This window comes from Janthinobacterium sp. JF4 (assembly GCF_059617925.1).
Map to the genome: position 1 here is coordinate 87,647 of NZ_JCAQAV010000003.1, position 14,351 is coordinate 101,997.

Annotated in this window: 15 protein-coding genes; 11 read left to right on the forward strand and 4 right to left on the reverse strand. The window is 64.2% G+C overall.

Annotated elements, in window-relative coordinates; all coding sequences use genetic code 11:
- From purE to AC54AF_RS04120, 5 genes are all read left to right on the forward strand, one after another.
- Window positions 1–498, forward strand: coding sequence for a 5-(carboxyamino)imidazole ribonucleotide mutase (gene purE / locus AC54AF_RS04100; RefSeq protein ID WP_496635497.1), 498 nt, complete (start codon window positions 1–3; stop codon window positions 496–498).
- 15 nt (window positions 499–513) lie between these two features.
- Complete coding sequence (locus AC54AF_RS04105; RefSeq protein WP_496635498.1) at window positions 514–1,710, forward strand: 5-(carboxyamino)imidazole ribonucleotide synthase; 1,197 nt, start codon at window positions 514–516, stop codon at window positions 1,708–1,710.
- Window positions 1,707–2,726, forward strand: coding sequence for an L-threonylcarbamoyladenylate synthase (locus tag AC54AF_RS04110; protein ID WP_496635499.1), 1,020 nt, complete (start codon window positions 1,707–1,709; stop codon window positions 2,724–2,726). Before AC54AF_RS04105 ends, AC54AF_RS04110 begins: the two co-directional genes overlap by 4 nt.
- Window positions 2,727–2,968: 242 nt before the next feature.
- Window positions 2,969–4,360, forward strand: a complete 1,392-nt coding sequence (locus AC54AF_RS04115) for an SGNH/GDSL hydrolase family protein (protein WP_496635500.1) — start codon at window positions 2,969–2,971, stop codon at window positions 4,358–4,360.
- Between the two features lie 98 nt (window positions 4,361–4,458).
- The gene (locus AC54AF_RS04120) at window positions 4,459–5,145 is read left to right on the forward strand and encodes an OmpW/AlkL family protein (RefSeq protein WP_496635501.1); all 687 of its coding nucleotides are present in this window, start codon (window positions 4,459–4,461) and stop codon (window positions 5,143–5,145) included.
- Between the two features lie 52 nt (window positions 5,146–5,197).
- Here the strand turns inward: AC54AF_RS04120 and AC54AF_RS04125 are convergent, their stop codons facing one another.
- Window positions 5,198–5,704, reverse strand: a complete 507-nt coding sequence (locus tag AC54AF_RS04125; RefSeq protein ID WP_077408668.1) for a flavin reductase family protein — start codon at window positions 5,702–5,704, stop codon at window positions 5,198–5,200.
- A gap of 176 nt (window positions 5,705–5,880) precedes the next feature.
- On the opposite strand from AC54AF_RS04125, the gene msrA reads away from it, so the two are divergent.
- Entirely contained in the window at window positions 5,881–6,414 is a 534-nt protein-coding gene (msrA, locus tag AC54AF_RS04130) for a peptide-methionine (S)-S-oxide reductase MsrA (RefSeq protein WP_496635502.1), read from the forward strand.
- Between the two features lie 25 nt (window positions 6,415–6,439).
- On the opposite strand, the gene AC54AF_RS04135 is transcribed toward msrA, so the two are convergent.
- Together AC54AF_RS04135 and pdxH are read right to left on the reverse strand one after the other, a co-directional pair.
- Complete coding sequence (locus AC54AF_RS04135; protein ID WP_131685672.1) at window positions 6,440–7,675, reverse strand: class I SAM-dependent methyltransferase; 1,236 nt, start codon at window positions 7,673–7,675, stop codon at window positions 6,440–6,442.
- A gap of 127 nt (window positions 7,676–7,802) precedes the next feature.
- Entirely contained in the window at window positions 7,803–9,011 is a 1,209-nt protein-coding gene (gene pdxH / locus AC54AF_RS04140) for a pyridoxamine 5'-phosphate oxidase (RefSeq protein ID WP_131685671.1), read from the reverse strand.
- 112 nt (window positions 9,012–9,123) lie between these two features.
- Between pdxH and tcdA the strand changes: the two genes are divergently transcribed.
- From tcdA to cysK, 3 genes are all read left to right on the forward strand, one after another.
- Window positions 9,124–9,966, forward strand: a complete 843-nt coding sequence (gene tcdA / locus AC54AF_RS04145; protein WP_496635503.1) for a tRNA cyclic N6-threonylcarbamoyladenosine(37) synthase TcdA — start codon at window positions 9,124–9,126, stop codon at window positions 9,964–9,966.
- A 138-nt stretch (window positions 9,967–10,104) separates the two neighbouring features.
- A complete protein-coding gene (locus AC54AF_RS04150) occupies window positions 10,105–10,569 on the forward strand; it encodes an FKBP-type peptidyl-prolyl cis-trans isomerase (protein ID WP_131685670.1) in 465 nt (154 codons plus the stop codon).
- 84 nt (window positions 10,570–10,653) lie between these two features.
- The gene (gene cysK / locus AC54AF_RS04155; RefSeq protein WP_131386894.1) at window positions 10,654–11,586 is read left to right on the forward strand and encodes a cysteine synthase A; all 933 of its coding nucleotides are present in this window, start codon (window positions 10,654–10,656) and stop codon (window positions 11,584–11,586) included.
- Here the strand turns inward: cysK and AC54AF_RS04160 are convergent.
- Window positions 11,547–12,839: an SGNH/GDSL hydrolase family protein gene (locus AC54AF_RS04160; protein WP_496635504.1), complete on the reverse strand. Its 1,293-nt coding sequence runs from the start codon at window positions 12,837–12,839 to the stop codon at window positions 11,547–11,549. The genes cysK and AC54AF_RS04160 overlap by 40 nt on opposite strands.
- 99 nt (window positions 12,840–12,938) lie before the next feature.
- Between AC54AF_RS04160 and AC54AF_RS04165 the strand changes: the two genes are divergently transcribed.
- Together AC54AF_RS04165 and AC54AF_RS04170 are read left to right on the forward strand one after the other, a co-directional pair.
- A complete protein-coding gene (locus AC54AF_RS04165) occupies window positions 12,939–13,844 on the forward strand; it encodes a LysR family transcriptional regulator (RefSeq protein ID WP_496635505.1) in 906 nt (301 codons plus the stop codon).
- Between the two features lie 100 nt (window positions 13,845–13,944).
- Entirely contained in the window at window positions 13,945–14,346 is a 402-nt protein-coding gene (locus AC54AF_RS04170) for a ribosomal maturation YjgA family protein (protein ID WP_496635506.1), read from the forward strand.
- Window positions 14,347–14,351 lie beyond the last annotated feature (5 nt).

The window sequence follows — 14,351 nt, forward strand, 5'->3', positions numbered from 1 at the left end:
ATGAGCGAGCAAAATAAGCCGCTGGTCGGCGTCATCATGGGTTCGTCCTCGGACTGGGACGTGATGCAGAATGCGGTTGCCATCCTGAAACAGTTTGGCGTGCCGTACGAAGCGCAAGTCATTTCCGCGCACCGCATGCCCGACGAGATGTATGCATACGCGAAAAGCGCGCGCGCGCGCGGCTTGCGCGCCATCATCGCCGGCGCCGGCGGCGCCGCCCACTTGCCTGGCATGGTGGCGGCGATGACCATCGTGCCGGTGCTGGGCGTGCCCGTGCCATCGAAATACCTGCGCGGCGAAGATTCCATGCTGTCCATCCTGCAAATGCCCAAGGGCGTGCCGGTAGCCACCTTCGCCATCGGCGAAGCGGGCGCGGCGAATGCGGCGCTGACGGCGGTGGCGATGCTTGCTGCCAACGACGACGTCCTGGCCGAGCGCCTGGAAGCCTTCCGTGCCACGCAAACGGCCGCCGCCAAGGCCATGGTCTTGCCTGATTAATGTGTTTGAAAAATAATGAATAGTAAATCGACTTCCCCATTGCTGCCCGCCGCCCATCCACCGGCGTGGCTGGGCGTGATGGGCGGCGGCCAGCTTGGCCGCATGTTTGCCCAGGCCGCCCAGAGCATGGGCTATCAGGTAGCTGTGCTGGAACCGTCCGATGCCTGCCCTGCGGGGCAGGTGGCGCAGCGCCTCGTCCATGCCGCATATGATGATGCGGATGGCCTCGACGCCCTGGCGGCGCAATGCCTGGCCGTCACCACGGAATTCGAGAATGTGCCGGCCGGCAGCCTGTCGCGCCTGGCCAACCACGTCTTCGTCGCACCGGATGCCCACGGCGTGTCGGTGGCGCAGGACCGTATCGCGGAAAAGCGTTTCTTTGTCGACTGTGCAAGCAAATCGGGCGTGCTGCCGGCGCCGCACATGGTGATCGCCACGCAGGCCGATATTGACGCCATCGGCGACGACTTGCTGCCGGGTATCTTGAAAACCGTGCGCATGGGCTATGACGGCAAGGGCCAGTTCCGCGTGCGCACGCGCGACGAGGTGCGCGCCGCCTTCGCGGAAATGGGACAAGTAACTTGCCTGTTGGAAAAAATGCTGCCGCTGGCGTATGAAGTGTCCGTGTTGACGGCGCGCGGCGTGGACGGCGAATCGGTCGTGTATCCGATCGCCGAAAACGTGCACCGCGACGGCGTGCTGTTTACCACCACCGTGCCGGGTCCGAACGTGTCGGACGACTGCGCCGCCAGGGCGCAGCGGGCGGCGCAAGCCATGGTCGCCGAACTCGGCTATGTCGGCGTGCTGTGCATCGAATTTTTCGTGCTCGACGACGGCAGCCTGGTGGTCAATGAAATGGCGCCGCGTCCGCACAACAGCGGCCACTACACGATGGACGCCTGTGTCACCAGCCAGTTCGCGCAGCAGGTGCGGGCCATGGCGCGCTTGCCGCTGGGCGACGTGCGCCAGCATTCGCCGGCCGTGATGCTCAACATCCTGGGCGACGCCTGGTTTGCCGACGACAGTGATGCCGCCTGTGAACCGGCATGGGACCAGGTGCTGGCGCTGCCGGGCGCTTGCCTGCATCTGTACGGCAAGGACGACCCGCGCCGTGGCCGCAAGATGGGCCACCTGACCTTCATCGCCGCCACCTTGCCGCAGGCACAGCAGCGTCTGCGCGATGCTTGCCGGATCCTGGGAATCGCGCCGTGAGCGTACTTGCACAAGATCTGGCGGCGGCCGCTGCCGTGCTGGAAGCGGGCGGCCTCGTCGCTTTCCCGACGGAAACGGTGTATGGCCTGGGCGCCGATGCGGAAAACCCGGCCGCCGTGGCGCGCATCTACGAAGCCAAGGGCCGTCCCTCGGACCACCCCGTGATCGTGCACGTGGCGCCCGGCGCCGACCTGGCGCACTGGTCCGATGATCTTCCGCCCGAGGCGCAGCAACTGGTGGCCGCCTTCTGGCCCGGTCCGCTGACCCTGATCGTCAGGCGCGCCGCGCATATTCCCGACGCCGTCTCCGGCGGCCAGGATACGGTGGGCTTGCGCTGCCCGTCGCACCCGGTGGCTATCGCATTGCTACGCACTTTCAAGGGCGGCAAGGGTGGCCTGGCGGCGCCGTCGGCGAACAAATTCGGCAATGTCAGCCCGACCACTGCGCAGCACGTGCGCGATGAATTTGCGGCGGAACTCGCCAGCGGCTTGCTGGGCCTGGTCCTCGATGGCGGGCAGAGCGACGTGGGCATCGAGTCGACCATCGTCGACCTGTCGCGCCTGGCCACACACGGTCCCGTGCTGTTGCGTCCCGGCCATATCAGCAGCGAGCAGATCGCCGCCGTCATTGGCCGCGCACCGGCCGTGGCGGACGCGGCGGCGCCGCGCGCCTCGGGCACCCTGGAATCGCACTATGCACCGCACACGCCTGTTGCGATGCAGCACAGCGACGACGTGCGCGCCACCTTGAACCGCCTGCTCAATGACGGGCGCCGCGTGGCCCTGATCCACTATTCGGATCTGCCGCCGGCCAGCGCCAGCGTGCGCCTGGCTGCGACCCCGGAAAATTACGCGCATGCGCTGTATGCCTCGCTGCGCACAATGGACCAGGTCGGCGCCGAGCTGATCCTCGTCGAAGCACCGCCCACCGGCCCCGCATGGCTGGGCGTGAATGACCGTTTGCGGCGTGCCGCATTCGGCTCAAGTGGTATCTTGCAGCAATTCCTGTCCGTCTAAAGAAAGCCCCGCAAGGGGCTTTTTCTTGATGCAGCGCAATAGAGATGCTCGCCACGAAACATAGTAAAACCCCCATAATCCAGTTGATCGTCCGCTCGTGACAGGGCGCCGGCGGTGTTGTTATTTCGTTGATTTTTAAAGCATATTTTCTATACAAGCCCGAGGAACGATGGCATATTAGTTGGGTAGCGAATAGCACGCCCGTTCGTTTAGAAACCAGAAAAAAAGACCGAGGAGACAAAATGCATCAAACAAAATTCGCGCTGGCCGTGCTGGCTGCGGCTGTCCTGGCAGGTTGCGGCGGCGCCAGTGGCGGTGATCAAACCTTGAAAGTCAAATACACGGCGCAGGTGTCGTTCGGCGACAGCCTGTCCGATGTCGGCTCGTATGCCGTGGGCACGGTGGCGGCGAGCGGTGGTGGCAAATTCACCATCAATGGCGACAATACCAAGATCAATCCTGAACTGACGGGCAAGAACTGGACCGAGCACCTGGCCGCGCAATTCGGCCTGGCCAAGCCATGCGCCGCCGAGACCGGCCTGGAAGGCAATGCGGCGAAGGGCTTGGCCGTGCCGCGCGTCAAGCATGCCGGCTGCTTCGGCTACGCCATGGGCGGCTCGCGCGTGACCAATCCGGTCGGCCCGAACAACAAGCTGACGGGTAGTGAGCTGGGCGCCCTGACGGTGCCCGTGGTGACGCAGATCGCGAACCACCTGGCCGCATCTGGCGGCAAGTTCAGCGGCACGGAAGCCGTCTTCGTGATGGCGGGCGGTAACGATGTGCTGTATCAGCTGGGCGTATTGCAGGCGGGGGCGACCGCCGCCGGCCAGGCTGCCGGCGCGACGGCTGGCGCCCAGGCTTTCGCCACCAATCTGACCATGGCCCTGGCGGCCGGCGCCACCAATCCTGCCACGGCAGCGGCTGCCATCGGCGCCGCCGTCAAGACGGCCAGCGCGGCGCCTGGCGCCACGTCGGCGACCATCGTCGGCGCCGCCGTGCAAGCGGCCGTGATGGCTGGCAATACAGCCGTCGCTTCGCCTGCCGTGTACGGTCCGCTGGTCGCCAAGGCGCAAGCCGATGCGACCGTGACGGGCAACGCGGCCGGCGCCAAGGCCGGTGCCGATTACGCTGCGGCCCAGGGCCCGTTGCTGGTTGCCTCCATGAAACAGGCGGGCACCGAACTGGTGGCGCTGGTCAAGGACCAGATCATCGCCAAGGGCGCCAACTATGTGGTGGTCAACAACCTGCCGGACGTGGCCGGTACGCCATCGGGCTTGGGCAAGGATGCGAACACGAAAGCGCTCATCAATGCCATGGTCAGCGCCTTCAATGGCGAATTGAGCAGCGGCTTGAACGGCAATGCGAAAGTCTTGCTGGTCGACGTGTTTGCCGTCAGCCATGACCAGGGCACCAACCCTGGCCCGTATGGCTTGACCAACGTCAGCGAGACGGCGTGCAACTTGAGCGCGCCAGGCAATATCCTCGGCAGCTCGCTCGTGTGCAATGGCACGAACCTGAAAGCGGGCGACGTCAGCCATTACTCGTATGCTGACGATGTGCATCCTACGCCGTTCAACAACCTGTTGCTGGCCCGTTATGTGGCCAAGGACATGGTCGTGCGGGGCTGGCTGTAAGGGATGGCCGCGCCAGCAACGTCTGCGCGACGTGGCTGGCGCTGGCAGCGACAAGTTTGGATAGCCCGGCTATCCGCACATAATGATCAGGAGACAAGATGAAGAATCGTTTGAATACCGCTGTACGCGTGCTGGCTGCGGCCGCCGCGATGGCCATGGCGACGGGCGCTTCGGCGCAAAGCGCAGGCACCTGGATGGCCAAAGCCGGCCTCAACAAGATCACGCCGCACGTGGACAGTGGCGACATTTCCGCGCCGGCGCTGCCGGGCACGAAAGCCGACGTCAAGTCCGATACCAAGCCCATCCTGACCTTTGCCTACATGATCACGGACAATGTTTCCGCTGAAATGATCCTGGGTGTGCCGTACAAGCATGACCTGATGGGCGACGGCTCCATCAAGGGCACGGGCAAGCTGGGGACGGCGGAAGCCTTGCCGCCGACGGCTTTCATCCAGTACCGCTTCTTCCAGCCCAATGCGATGATCCGCCCTTACGTGGGCGCGGGCTTGACGTATGCCTATTTCCAGAAGGAAAAAGGCTCGGGCCAGATGACGGCTTTGCTGGATCCGGGTGGATCGCCGGTCACCTACCGCCTGGATAACAAGCTGGCGGGCAGCCTGGTGGTCGGCAGCACCCTGGCCTTCAACGAGCGCTGGTTTGCCGACGTGGCCGTGGTCAAGACCTACCTGAAAACCAGGGCGAAATTTTCGACGGGGCAGACGCAGGACATCAAGCTCGACCCGGTTGCCGTGAGTATCAGCATCGGGTATAACTTTACCCTGTAAAACAAAAAATCCGCCTCGGCGGATTTTTTTTTGGTCCCGTTCCCGCTCCCGCTCAGGCTGGCGGTGTATTGAACTTTCCATTGTGGAAGATCAAGGGCGGCTGCGCGGCAAACGCGCATTGTTCCACTTCGCCCACGAAAATGACGTGGTCGCCTTCCGGATAGCGGCTGCGGTTGTGGCATTCGAACCAGGCCGATGCGCCTTTCAGGATGGGCTGGCCCGTGCGCGACAGTTCGTATTCGACGTCGTCGAAGGGGTTCGGTGTGCGGCGTGAAAAGCGCGTGGCCAGTTCCGCCTGGTCGGCGCCCAGCACATTGATGACGTAATGCGAGTTGCCGCTGAAAATGGGCATGCTGTTGGCCACGGAACCGAGGCTCCACAGCACCAGCGGCGGCGACAGCGAGACGGAATTGAAGGAACTGGCCGTCAAGCCACGGAAACTGCCGTCGGCCAGGCGCGTCGTAATCACCGTCACGCCGGTGGCAAACTGCGACAATGCCTGGCGGAAATGTGTCGTATCGAATTCTTGCGCTGGCGCGCGGGGAGAGCGTGTGTTCATGGGTGACCTGTCTATTTGCTGACATTATGCCAAAAATCGGCCGCGCCAGCGCAATCGTGGCCGGCATGCCCTGATGTGCGGTGCCTCACGCGCCGTTTCAAGCGGCGCTGCAGGCCGTGGCACTTTACGTTACAGTGGTGAAATGATACGTCGCAGAGGCGTTGTGGGAGGGCATCATGCATCAACAGACGGAAGTGGCGGTATTCGGCGGTGGCTGTTTTTGGTGCCTGGCCGCCGTGTACGCGCAAGTGCGTGGCGTGACGCGCGTCGAGTCCGGCTACACGGGCGGCAGCGTGCCCCATCCCACGTATGAACAGGTATGCGCGGGCGACACGGGCCACGCGGAAGTGGTGCGCCTGGAATTCGATCCTGCCGTCATCGCTTACCACGACTTGCTGGAAATCTTTTTTACCCTGCACGATCCCACGACCCTGAACCGGCAGGGCAATGATGTCGGCACGCAATTTCGCTCCGTCATCTATTACCAGTCGCCCGCGCAGGAGCAGGTCGCGCGCAAGGTACTGGCCGAAATGGCCGGCGTGTGGGATGCGCCCATCGTCACGCAGCTGGCGCCGGCAGCCACCTTTTATGCGGCCGAGGATTACCACCAGAATTATGTTGAGCAGCATCCCCTGCAGGGCTATTGCGCCCTGGTCGTCGTGCCCAAGGTGGAGAAATTTCGCGCCATGTATGCGGGGCGCCTGAAGTGAGGCAGTCCCCGGCGCCGCGCGCCCGTCAGGTCGCGAGCACGGGCGCCGGCTTGGCCTCGTGCGCATACATGTAGTTGCGCGACGAGGGCAGGGTGGACGAGCGCCGGCCCGCCTTCACGCAGACGATCTGGTACAGGCTGATCAAATCTTGCTCGAAGGCATAGGCGCAGCCAGCCAGGTAGACATGCCAGATGCGGAAGCGCCGTTCGCCCGCCAGCGGGCGGATCTGCTCGGCATGGGCTTCGAAATTTTCTGTCCACAGGGCGCAGGTGCGCGCATAGTGGCGGCGCAGGTTTTCCACGTCCAGCACTTCCAGCCCCCCTTGCTGCATGGTCTTGAGCACATTGCCGATGTGTGCCAGCTCACCGTGCGGAAACACATATTTTTCGATGAATTCCCCGCCGCCATACGGCGTTTCGCCATTCTCCGGGTCGGTCGAGGTGATGCCGTGGTTCATCGCCATGCCATCGGGCGCCAGGAGTTTATTGATGATGGAAAAGTAGTCGGGCAAATGCTTCAGACCCACGTGCTCGAACATGCCCACGCTGGTGATGCGGTCGAACTGGCCCGTCACGTCGCGGTAATCTTGCAGGCGGATATCGATCAGGTGGGCCAGGCCCGCCGCCGCCACGCGCTCGCGCGCCAGCGCGTACTGGTTTTCCGACAGGGTCACGCCCACGCAGCGGGCGCCATATTGCTGCGCGGCGCGAATGACGAGCGCGCCCCAGCCACAGCCGATGTCGAGCAGGGTCTGGCCCGGTTGCAACTGGATTTTCTTCAGGATATGGTCGATCTTCTTGACTTGCGCCTGCGCCAGGGTTTCATCGCCATGTTCGAAGTAGGCGCAGGAATACACGAGGGCGGGGTCGAGAAACTGTTCATAGAACGCGTTCGACACGTCGTAGTGGTAGCGGATGGCTTCGGCATCCTTGCTCTTGTCGTGCGTAAAGCTGCGCACGATGCGGGCCAGCTTGCCTTCCGGCTTCAAGGTATTGCGCGCCAGGGCATTGCAGATGGCAATCATGTCCATCGCCGTGCCCTTGACCTCGATATTGCCTTCCACGTAGGCCGAGCCCAGATTGGCCAGCGACGGGTTCAGCAGATAACGGGCCGAGGCGACGGTCGGCAGGCGGATCGTGACCCTGGGTGCTTCACTGGACAGGTCGACATGCTGGCCGTTCCACAATTCTATGCGGAGCGGCAAGGCGGTCTTGCTGCGGATGCTGGCGATCCAGGACTTGAGTTGGTTTTGTACAAACAAAATAGCCTCCAATGCAGCGGTCGCCGTGGCAGCCGCAAATTGAGAAACAATGTCATTTAGTAACTTCTACCCTCATAGCCTACACCCATATTGACCAGCCCGCTTTGCGCTGACGTGCTTATCCTGCTCAGGGTTGCAAGCGCTGCATGCTCCATTGCCCGTCAGCACCGCGCGTAAACACGATGCGGTCGTGGAAGCGCGAACGGCGCCCCTGCCAGAATTCGATGCGTTCCGGCTGCAGGCGGTAGCCGCCCCAGTGGGCCGGGCGCGGCGGCTGTGCGTCGCCGACGGCGGCCACCACGGCCGCGTAATGGCTTTCCAGCGTGGCCCGGCTGTCGATGGGCGCGCTTTGTTGCGAGGCAATCGCCGACAGGCGGCTTTGCAGGGGGCGCACATTGAAATACTCGTCGCTCTCGGCCGCCGTGGTTTTTACCACCGTGCCCTCGATGCGCACTTGCCGCTCCAGCTCGCGCCAGAAGAACAGCAGGGCGGCGTTGGGATTGTGTTCGAGCTGCTGGCCCTTGTCGCTGTGGTAATTCGTGTACCAGGTAAAGCCCCGTTCATCGAACTGCTTGATCAGCACGATGCGCGAGCTGGGCTTGCCATCGGGGGTGACGGTGGCCAAGTCCATGGCGTTCGGCTCCATCACCTGCGCGTTGAGGGCTTCGGCAAACCATTTCTGGAACATGGCGATGGGATCTGCCAGCACGTCCGTCTCGCTCAGGCTGGACTGGACGTAATCGGTGCGCATGGCCGCCAGCACGGCGGCCGCGTCCGGCGCTGCTGGGGCTTCTGGCGCATCGGGCGCGATGCCGCGGCGGCGTTGCATGGCCGTGCCCAGCTGTTCCATCTGTTGCGCGCTGAACAGGCGCTTGGCCATGGGCGCCAGTTGTCCCTCTTCCTTGGTCATGTGGGCCTGGTAGGCGGCGACATAGTCGCGCACGCCATCGGCGGACAGCTGCGTGCCCGTGCCGGCCGCGATGGCGTCCAGTTCCGGGCGCAGGGTCAGCCAGGCCTGGTCCATGCGCTGGTGGTCGGCCAGGATTTCCGGCACCAGGGTGGCCAGCAGGGCGGCATCGTCGCCCGTGGCCGTCGCCTGCAGCATGGGCATCAAGTCCTGTTCTTCATCGTCATGGTGCAGATGGGCGGCTTTATTGAAGTACTGCAACACGGCCTTGGCCGCCTGCTGCGCGTCTGCCGTGTTGCCGTGCTGCGCCAGGTGGCCCAGCAGGTTTTGCAAGGTCGTCAGTTGCTTGCGGATCTTGTCGTGGCAATGCTTGAGCACGGCGATGGGCTGGTCAAAGCCGGGAACGGAGTCGAACAGGGGAGAGGTCATGGCGAGTTCTCGTGGTGGGCGGTGTGGGGGCGTGGCGACAGTGCGGCTTGTCGCTGTGTCAATTCGGCTATTTTAGAATATCCGCCAGCGCAGTGTCCGTTAAAATGGCGCCATGCATACCTCCACCAATGAACTAATTTCCATGGACTTGACCGAGATCGATTTTGAGCGCCGTTTCGGCGGCATTGCCCGCCTGTACGGCGCGCCCGCTTTGGCGCGCTTCCGCGCTGCCCACGTGTGTGTGATCGGCGTGGGCGGCGTCGGTTCCTGGATCGTCGAAGCGCTGGCGCGCAGCGCCATCGGCCGCCTGACCCTGATCGACCTCGACAATGTTGCCGAATCGAACATCAATCGCCAGATCCAGGCCATGAGCGACACCATCGGCAAGGCCAAGATCACGGCCCTGGCCGAACGTATCGAACTGATCAACCCGTTCTGCCAGGTGACGCAGATCGAGGATTTCATTACCCCCGATAACCTCGATCAATTGCTGGGCGGGCGCGATTTCGACTATCTGGTCGACGCCATCGACAATGCCAAGGCCAAGGCGGCCGTGATCGCGTATTGCCGCGCGCGCAATGTCCCCATGCTGACCATCGGCAGCGCGGGCGGACAGACGGACCCGACCCTGATCGCCGTGCGCGACCTGTCGAAAACGGAACAGGAGCCACTGCTCAAGCGCGTGCGAAAACTGTTGCGCACCGAATATGGTTTTCCCCGTGGCGTGAAAAACAAATTCAATGTCGACGCCGTGTTTTCCATGGAACCGTTAAGCACGCCCGAGAGCGCGGAAGCGTGCGCCATTGACGGCACGGCGGCCGGCGTGACGGGCTTGAATTGCGCCGGCTTCGGTTCCAGCGTGGTGGTGACGGCCAGCTTCGGCATGGTGGCGGCCGCGCATGTGCTGAAAAGCTTGCGCCAGCCCGGGGCTTCAGCCTTGCCGGACCTGGTCTAAGTCCATGCCGGCAGCGGGCGTGAAAAGTGTAAGTCTTGTGACAGGGTTTTCAACTTCGGGCAGCGGTTTGCTATTATTGTTGTCCCTGCGCTATCTGGACTGCAGGCATCTCACCGAAACTCAATGAAAGAAACCATCATGACGCGTAGCTCCGTTTTGTTTGCCCTGATCTGCTCCGTCGCCGCGTCGCTGGCGCAGGCACAGGCGCCAGCGCCTGTTCCCGCCTCCGCCGTATCGCTGAGCCCCGGCCCTGTCGCCGATAAATTGATCCTGATCGACAACAAGGTCGGCACGGGCAAGGAAGCGTCCGTCGGCAATACCGTCACCGTGCACTACACGGGCTGGCTGTACCGTCCGCTGGCGAAAGATTCGCGCGGCAAGAAGTTCGACAGCTCCGTGGGCCGTGGCCCGTTTGACTTCCCGCTCGGCAAGGGCATGGTCATCAAGGGCTGGGACCAGGGCGTGGCTGGCATGAAAGTGGGCGGCAAGCGCACCCTGATCATTCCGGGCGAACTGGCGTATGGTCCGCGTGGCGCCGGCAATGGCGACATTCCGCCGAACTCGGCACTGATCTTCGACGTGGAATTGCTGGACGTGAAGTAATTGGTCACTTTGGCGGCGGCGCATGCTCGCGCTGCCGCTAAAAGCGGTAGACTGGGGTTTCTTGAAATAGCGGAGATTCCTTCCATGAACATCGCCAACGACGTCACTGAACTGATCGGCAACACCCCCCTGGTGCGCATCAACCGCATCGCCGCCGGCAGTGTGGCCACCATCCTGGCCAAACTCGAATTCTACAATCCCGCGCACAGCGTCAAGGACCGCATCGGCCTGTCCATGATCGTCGCGGCCGAAGCTGCGGGCAAGATCCATCCCGATACCGTCATCGTCGAGCCCACCAGCGGCAACACGGGCATCGCGCTGGCCATGGTCTGCGCCGCGCGCGGCTACCGCTGCACCCTCGTCATGCCCGATACCATGAGCCGCGAGCGGCGCATCCTGCTGCGCGCCTATGGCGCCGAGCTGGTGCTCACGCCGGGCAGCGAAGGCATGCTGGGCGCCATCCGCAAGGCCGAGGAAATGGTGGCGGCCGACCCGCGCTACCTGATGCTGCAGCAATTCAACAATCCCGCCAACCCCGCCATCCACCGCGCCACGACGGCCGAGGAAATCTGGCGCGACACGGATGGGCAAGTGGACATCGTCGTGGCCGGCGTGGGCACGGGCGGCACGATCACGGGCATCGGCGAAGTGCTGAAGGAACGCAAGCCCGGCGTGCAAGTGATCGCCGTGGAACCGGAAGCGTCGCCGATGCTGTCGAAAGGCACGAAAGGGCCGCATCCGATCCAGGGCATCGGAGCCGGTTTCGTGCCGCAGATTTTGAATACGGCCATCTACGACGAAATCATCTGCGTCAAGAACGACGACGCGTTCGCCACGGCGCGCCTGGCCGCCAGCGATGAAGGCTTGTTGGTCGGCATCTCGTCGGGCGCCGCCCTGTGGGCCGCCCTGCAAGTGGCGCGCCGCCCGGAAAACGCGGGCAAGACCATCGTCACCATCATCCCGTCGTTTGGCGAGCGCTACTTGAGCACGGCCTTGTACGCAGGCCTGGGCGACTGATTCAATAGCAGCGGCAGGGCTATCCTTTCCGCCAGCGCCCGGTTGCCCGCGTCGCCCGGGTGCAGGTGGTCGCCCGAGTCGTAGGCGGGCAGCAGGCGCAGCGGATGGGCCGGGTCGCGCGCCCAGGCATCGAAGTCGAGCACGGCGTCGAACGTGCCGCTGGCGCGTATCCACGCATTGAGTTGCTGGCGCAGCGCATCTTTATCAAGCTGATAATAATCGCTCAGGGGCGTGCCGGGCAGGGCGCCTGCGAACGGCGTCAGGGTGGCGCCGACCACGCGCACGCCGCGGCTGCGGGCCTGGGCGACCAGCTGGGCGTAGCCGCTGGTCAATTCCTCCAGGGTGGGTCGTGGTGCCCGCGGCGCAAACGCCGTGCCGGGCCAACTGATGTCATTGATCCCCAACAAGACGACTGCCGTGCGCACGCCCGGCTGCGCCAGCACGTCGCGCTCGAAGCGCGCCAGGGCATTGTCTCCCATGCCGTCGGACAACAGCCGGCCACCGGAAATGCCCGCATTGATCACGGCCACGCCCTGCGGCGCCAGGCGTTCGGCCAGGAAATCGGGCCAGCGCGCATCCATCCCCAGGCTGGCGCTGGCGCCATCGGTGATGGAATCGCCGAGGATGGCCACGGCTTGCGCGGCTGGCGCCGCTTCCACCTCGATGGCACTCAGTAAAAGACGCGCCGTGGTGGTCTGCACGCCAGCTTGTGCACCATCGATGCGCGCGGCCCGCGTCTGGTCATGCGGTGCGATCCACGCCGTCTCGCGGCCATCCCAGTGAAACGTGGAGACGGGACTGGCTTGCGGCAGGTGAAGACTCACCGTCAGCCGCGCCAGATCCGGCACGGACAGCTCGACAGGGTCGCTGACCAGGGGCGCGCCCGGCGCCACGCTGGCCGCTGTCTGGCCGGAGAACGTGAGCGTGCGCAGGCTGCCGGGTTGGATGGCGGAACCGGAAGCGGCCAGCGCCACGGTGGCCGCGCCGATGCGCAGCGGCACCTTGCCGTACGCATTCGACAGCACGATGCGCACGCGCGGGCCGCCGACGCTGAGGCGCGCCACCTGGCGCACGGTCTGCGCTTGCAGCACGGCGGGTACGTTGGATGGGAAGAGGAAGTCGCTGCTCCACACGGCTTGCGGGCTGGCCGTCCAGCTGGCCAGCCAGGCGGTCCCTGTATCGGCGGCCTGGGCAGGACTGGTGCCGAATGCCAGGCTCAGCAGGGCGGCGGGGAGGATGGAAAATCGTTGCATGGCGGCTCGCTTCATCAAGGGGAATGTCCGCATGATGAAAGCAAAGCCATTTATGCACTAGACTATCTCATCGAAGAACATTTATGAGTTGAATTCACAATGGCCAGACTGGAAGTGAATCGTTCCGGCGAGCTGGAAGTGTTTGTGCGCGTCGTCGAGTTGGGCGGTTTTTCCGCCGCCGCGCGCGCCTGCGGCATGACGCCCTCGGCCGTCAGCAAGCTCGTTTCGCGCCTGGAAGAGCGACTGGGCGCGCGATTGCTGAACCGTTCCACGCGCCAGTTGCAGCTGACGGCCGAAGGCTGCGGCCTGTACGAACGGGGAACACAGGTGCTGGCGGCGCTGGACGAGGCCGAGCGTTGCGCGGGCGCGCAGGATGTGCCGCGCGGCAAAATACGGGTGAATGCGAATGTGCCGTTCGGCCAGCATTTTTTGTTGCCGCTGGCGCCACTGTTTCTGGAGTGCTATCCCGAGGTGACGCTCGACATCGTGCTCACGGATGCAGTGGTCGATATCCTCGAGCAGCGCACGGACGTGGCCGTGCGGGCCGGTCCCCTGAAAAGTTCTGGCTTGCTGGCGCGCAAGCTGGGCCAGACGCGCATGGCGATCGTGGCCGCGCCAGGCTACCTGGCGCGGCGCGGCACGCCGCTGGCGCCCGCCGAGCTGGCAGCGCACAACTTGCTCGACGCCAATTACGCGCGCGCCCGTTCGGGCTGGCCGTTGCGCCTGCCTGAAGGCGACATCGTCGTGCCGGTGACGGGCAATGCGCAGGCCAGCGATGGCGAAGCCTTGCGGCAACTGGCGCTGGCGGGACTGGGACTGGCGCGCCTGGCCGCCTTCCAGGTGCGCGGCGATATTTCGGCCGGCCGCTTGCAGGCCGTGCTGGAAGCGTTCAACCCGGGCGACAGCGAGGAAGTGCATGCCGTCTTCGTGGGGCAAGGCGGGCATGTGCCGCTGCGCGTGCGCGTTTTTCTCGATTTCCTGGCGCAGCACGTCGACCTGGGCTGAGCGTGTCCAGGCGCGATAGGCTACAGGCGGACACGGCCGCGCAGTACAATATCGGACGGGCCGCAATGGTTCGGCCCGTATTGTGCCTTTGAATGGAAATATGTTCCTGGTAAAACCTGAACGCCGCCGCCTGCTGCAGGTGGGCGCAACCGTGGCTGTCATCGCGCTGGGCCTGGCCTCGCGCGCCTATCCCCAATTCCTTCCCGCTGCATGGGGAAAATATCCGGGCGACGCCCTGTGGGCCATGATGATCGTCTTTGCGCTGGGCATCGTTGCCACGCGCATGCGCACGTGGCAACTGGCCTTGTGGTCCTTGCTGATCTGCTTTGGCGTGGAGTTCGGCCAGCTGGTCCAGGCGCCGTGGCTCGTCGCGCTGCGCGCGCATCCGCTGGGGCACTTGGTGCTGGGCTCCACCTTCGGCTGGGGTGATTTGATCGCCTACACGGCAGGCGTGGCGATCGCGGCGCTGGTCGATAAAGCGGCGCTGTTCAAGCGCCGCTAACCCTG

Excerpts from the sequence above, each read along its gene's own strand:
- purE (WP_496635497.1), top strand. The coding sequence starts at position 1 with ATGAGCGAGCAAAATAAGCCGCTGGTCGGCGTCATCATGGGTTCGTCC.
- AC54AF_RS04105 (WP_496635498.1), top strand. The coding sequence starts at position 514 with ATGAATAGTAAATCGACTTCCCCATTGCTGCCCGCCGCCCATCCACCG.
- AC54AF_RS04115 (WP_496635500.1), top strand. The coding sequence starts at position 2,969 with ATGCATCAAACAAAATTCGCGCTGGCCGTGCTGGCTGCGGCTGTCCTG.
- AC54AF_RS04120 (WP_496635501.1), top strand. The coding sequence starts at position 4,459 with ATGAAGAATCGTTTGAATACCGCTGTACGCGTGCTGGCTGCGGCCGCC.
- AC54AF_RS04125 (WP_077408668.1), bottom strand. The coding sequence starts at position 5,704 with ATGAACACACGCTCTCCCCGCGCGCCAGCGCAAGAATTCGATACGACA.
- msrA (WP_496635502.1), top strand. The coding sequence starts at position 5,881 with ATGCATCAACAGACGGAAGTGGCGGTATTCGGCGGTGGCTGTTTTTGG.
- pdxH (WP_131685671.1), bottom strand. The coding sequence starts at position 9,011 with ATGACCTCTCCCCTGTTCGACTCCGTTCCCGGCTTTGACCAGCCCATC.
- tcdA (WP_496635503.1), top strand. The coding sequence starts at position 9,124 with ATGCATACCTCCACCAATGAACTAATTTCCATGGACTTGACCGAGATC.
- AC54AF_RS04150 (WP_131685670.1), top strand. The coding sequence starts at position 10,105 with ATGACGCGTAGCTCCGTTTTGTTTGCCCTGATCTGCTCCGTCGCCGCG.
- cysK (WP_131386894.1), top strand. The coding sequence starts at position 10,654 with ATGAACATCGCCAACGACGTCACTGAACTGATCGGCAACACCCCCCTG.
- AC54AF_RS04160 (WP_496635504.1), bottom strand. The coding sequence starts at position 12,839 with ATGCAACGATTTTCCATCCTCCCCGCCGCCCTGCTGAGCCTGGCATTC.
- AC54AF_RS04165 (WP_496635505.1), top strand. The coding sequence starts at position 12,939 with ATGGCCAGACTGGAAGTGAATCGTTCCGGCGAGCTGGAAGTGTTTGTG.
- AC54AF_RS04170 (WP_496635506.1), top strand. The coding sequence starts at position 13,945 with ATGTTCCTGGTAAAACCTGAACGCCGCCGCCTGCTGCAGGTGGGCGCA.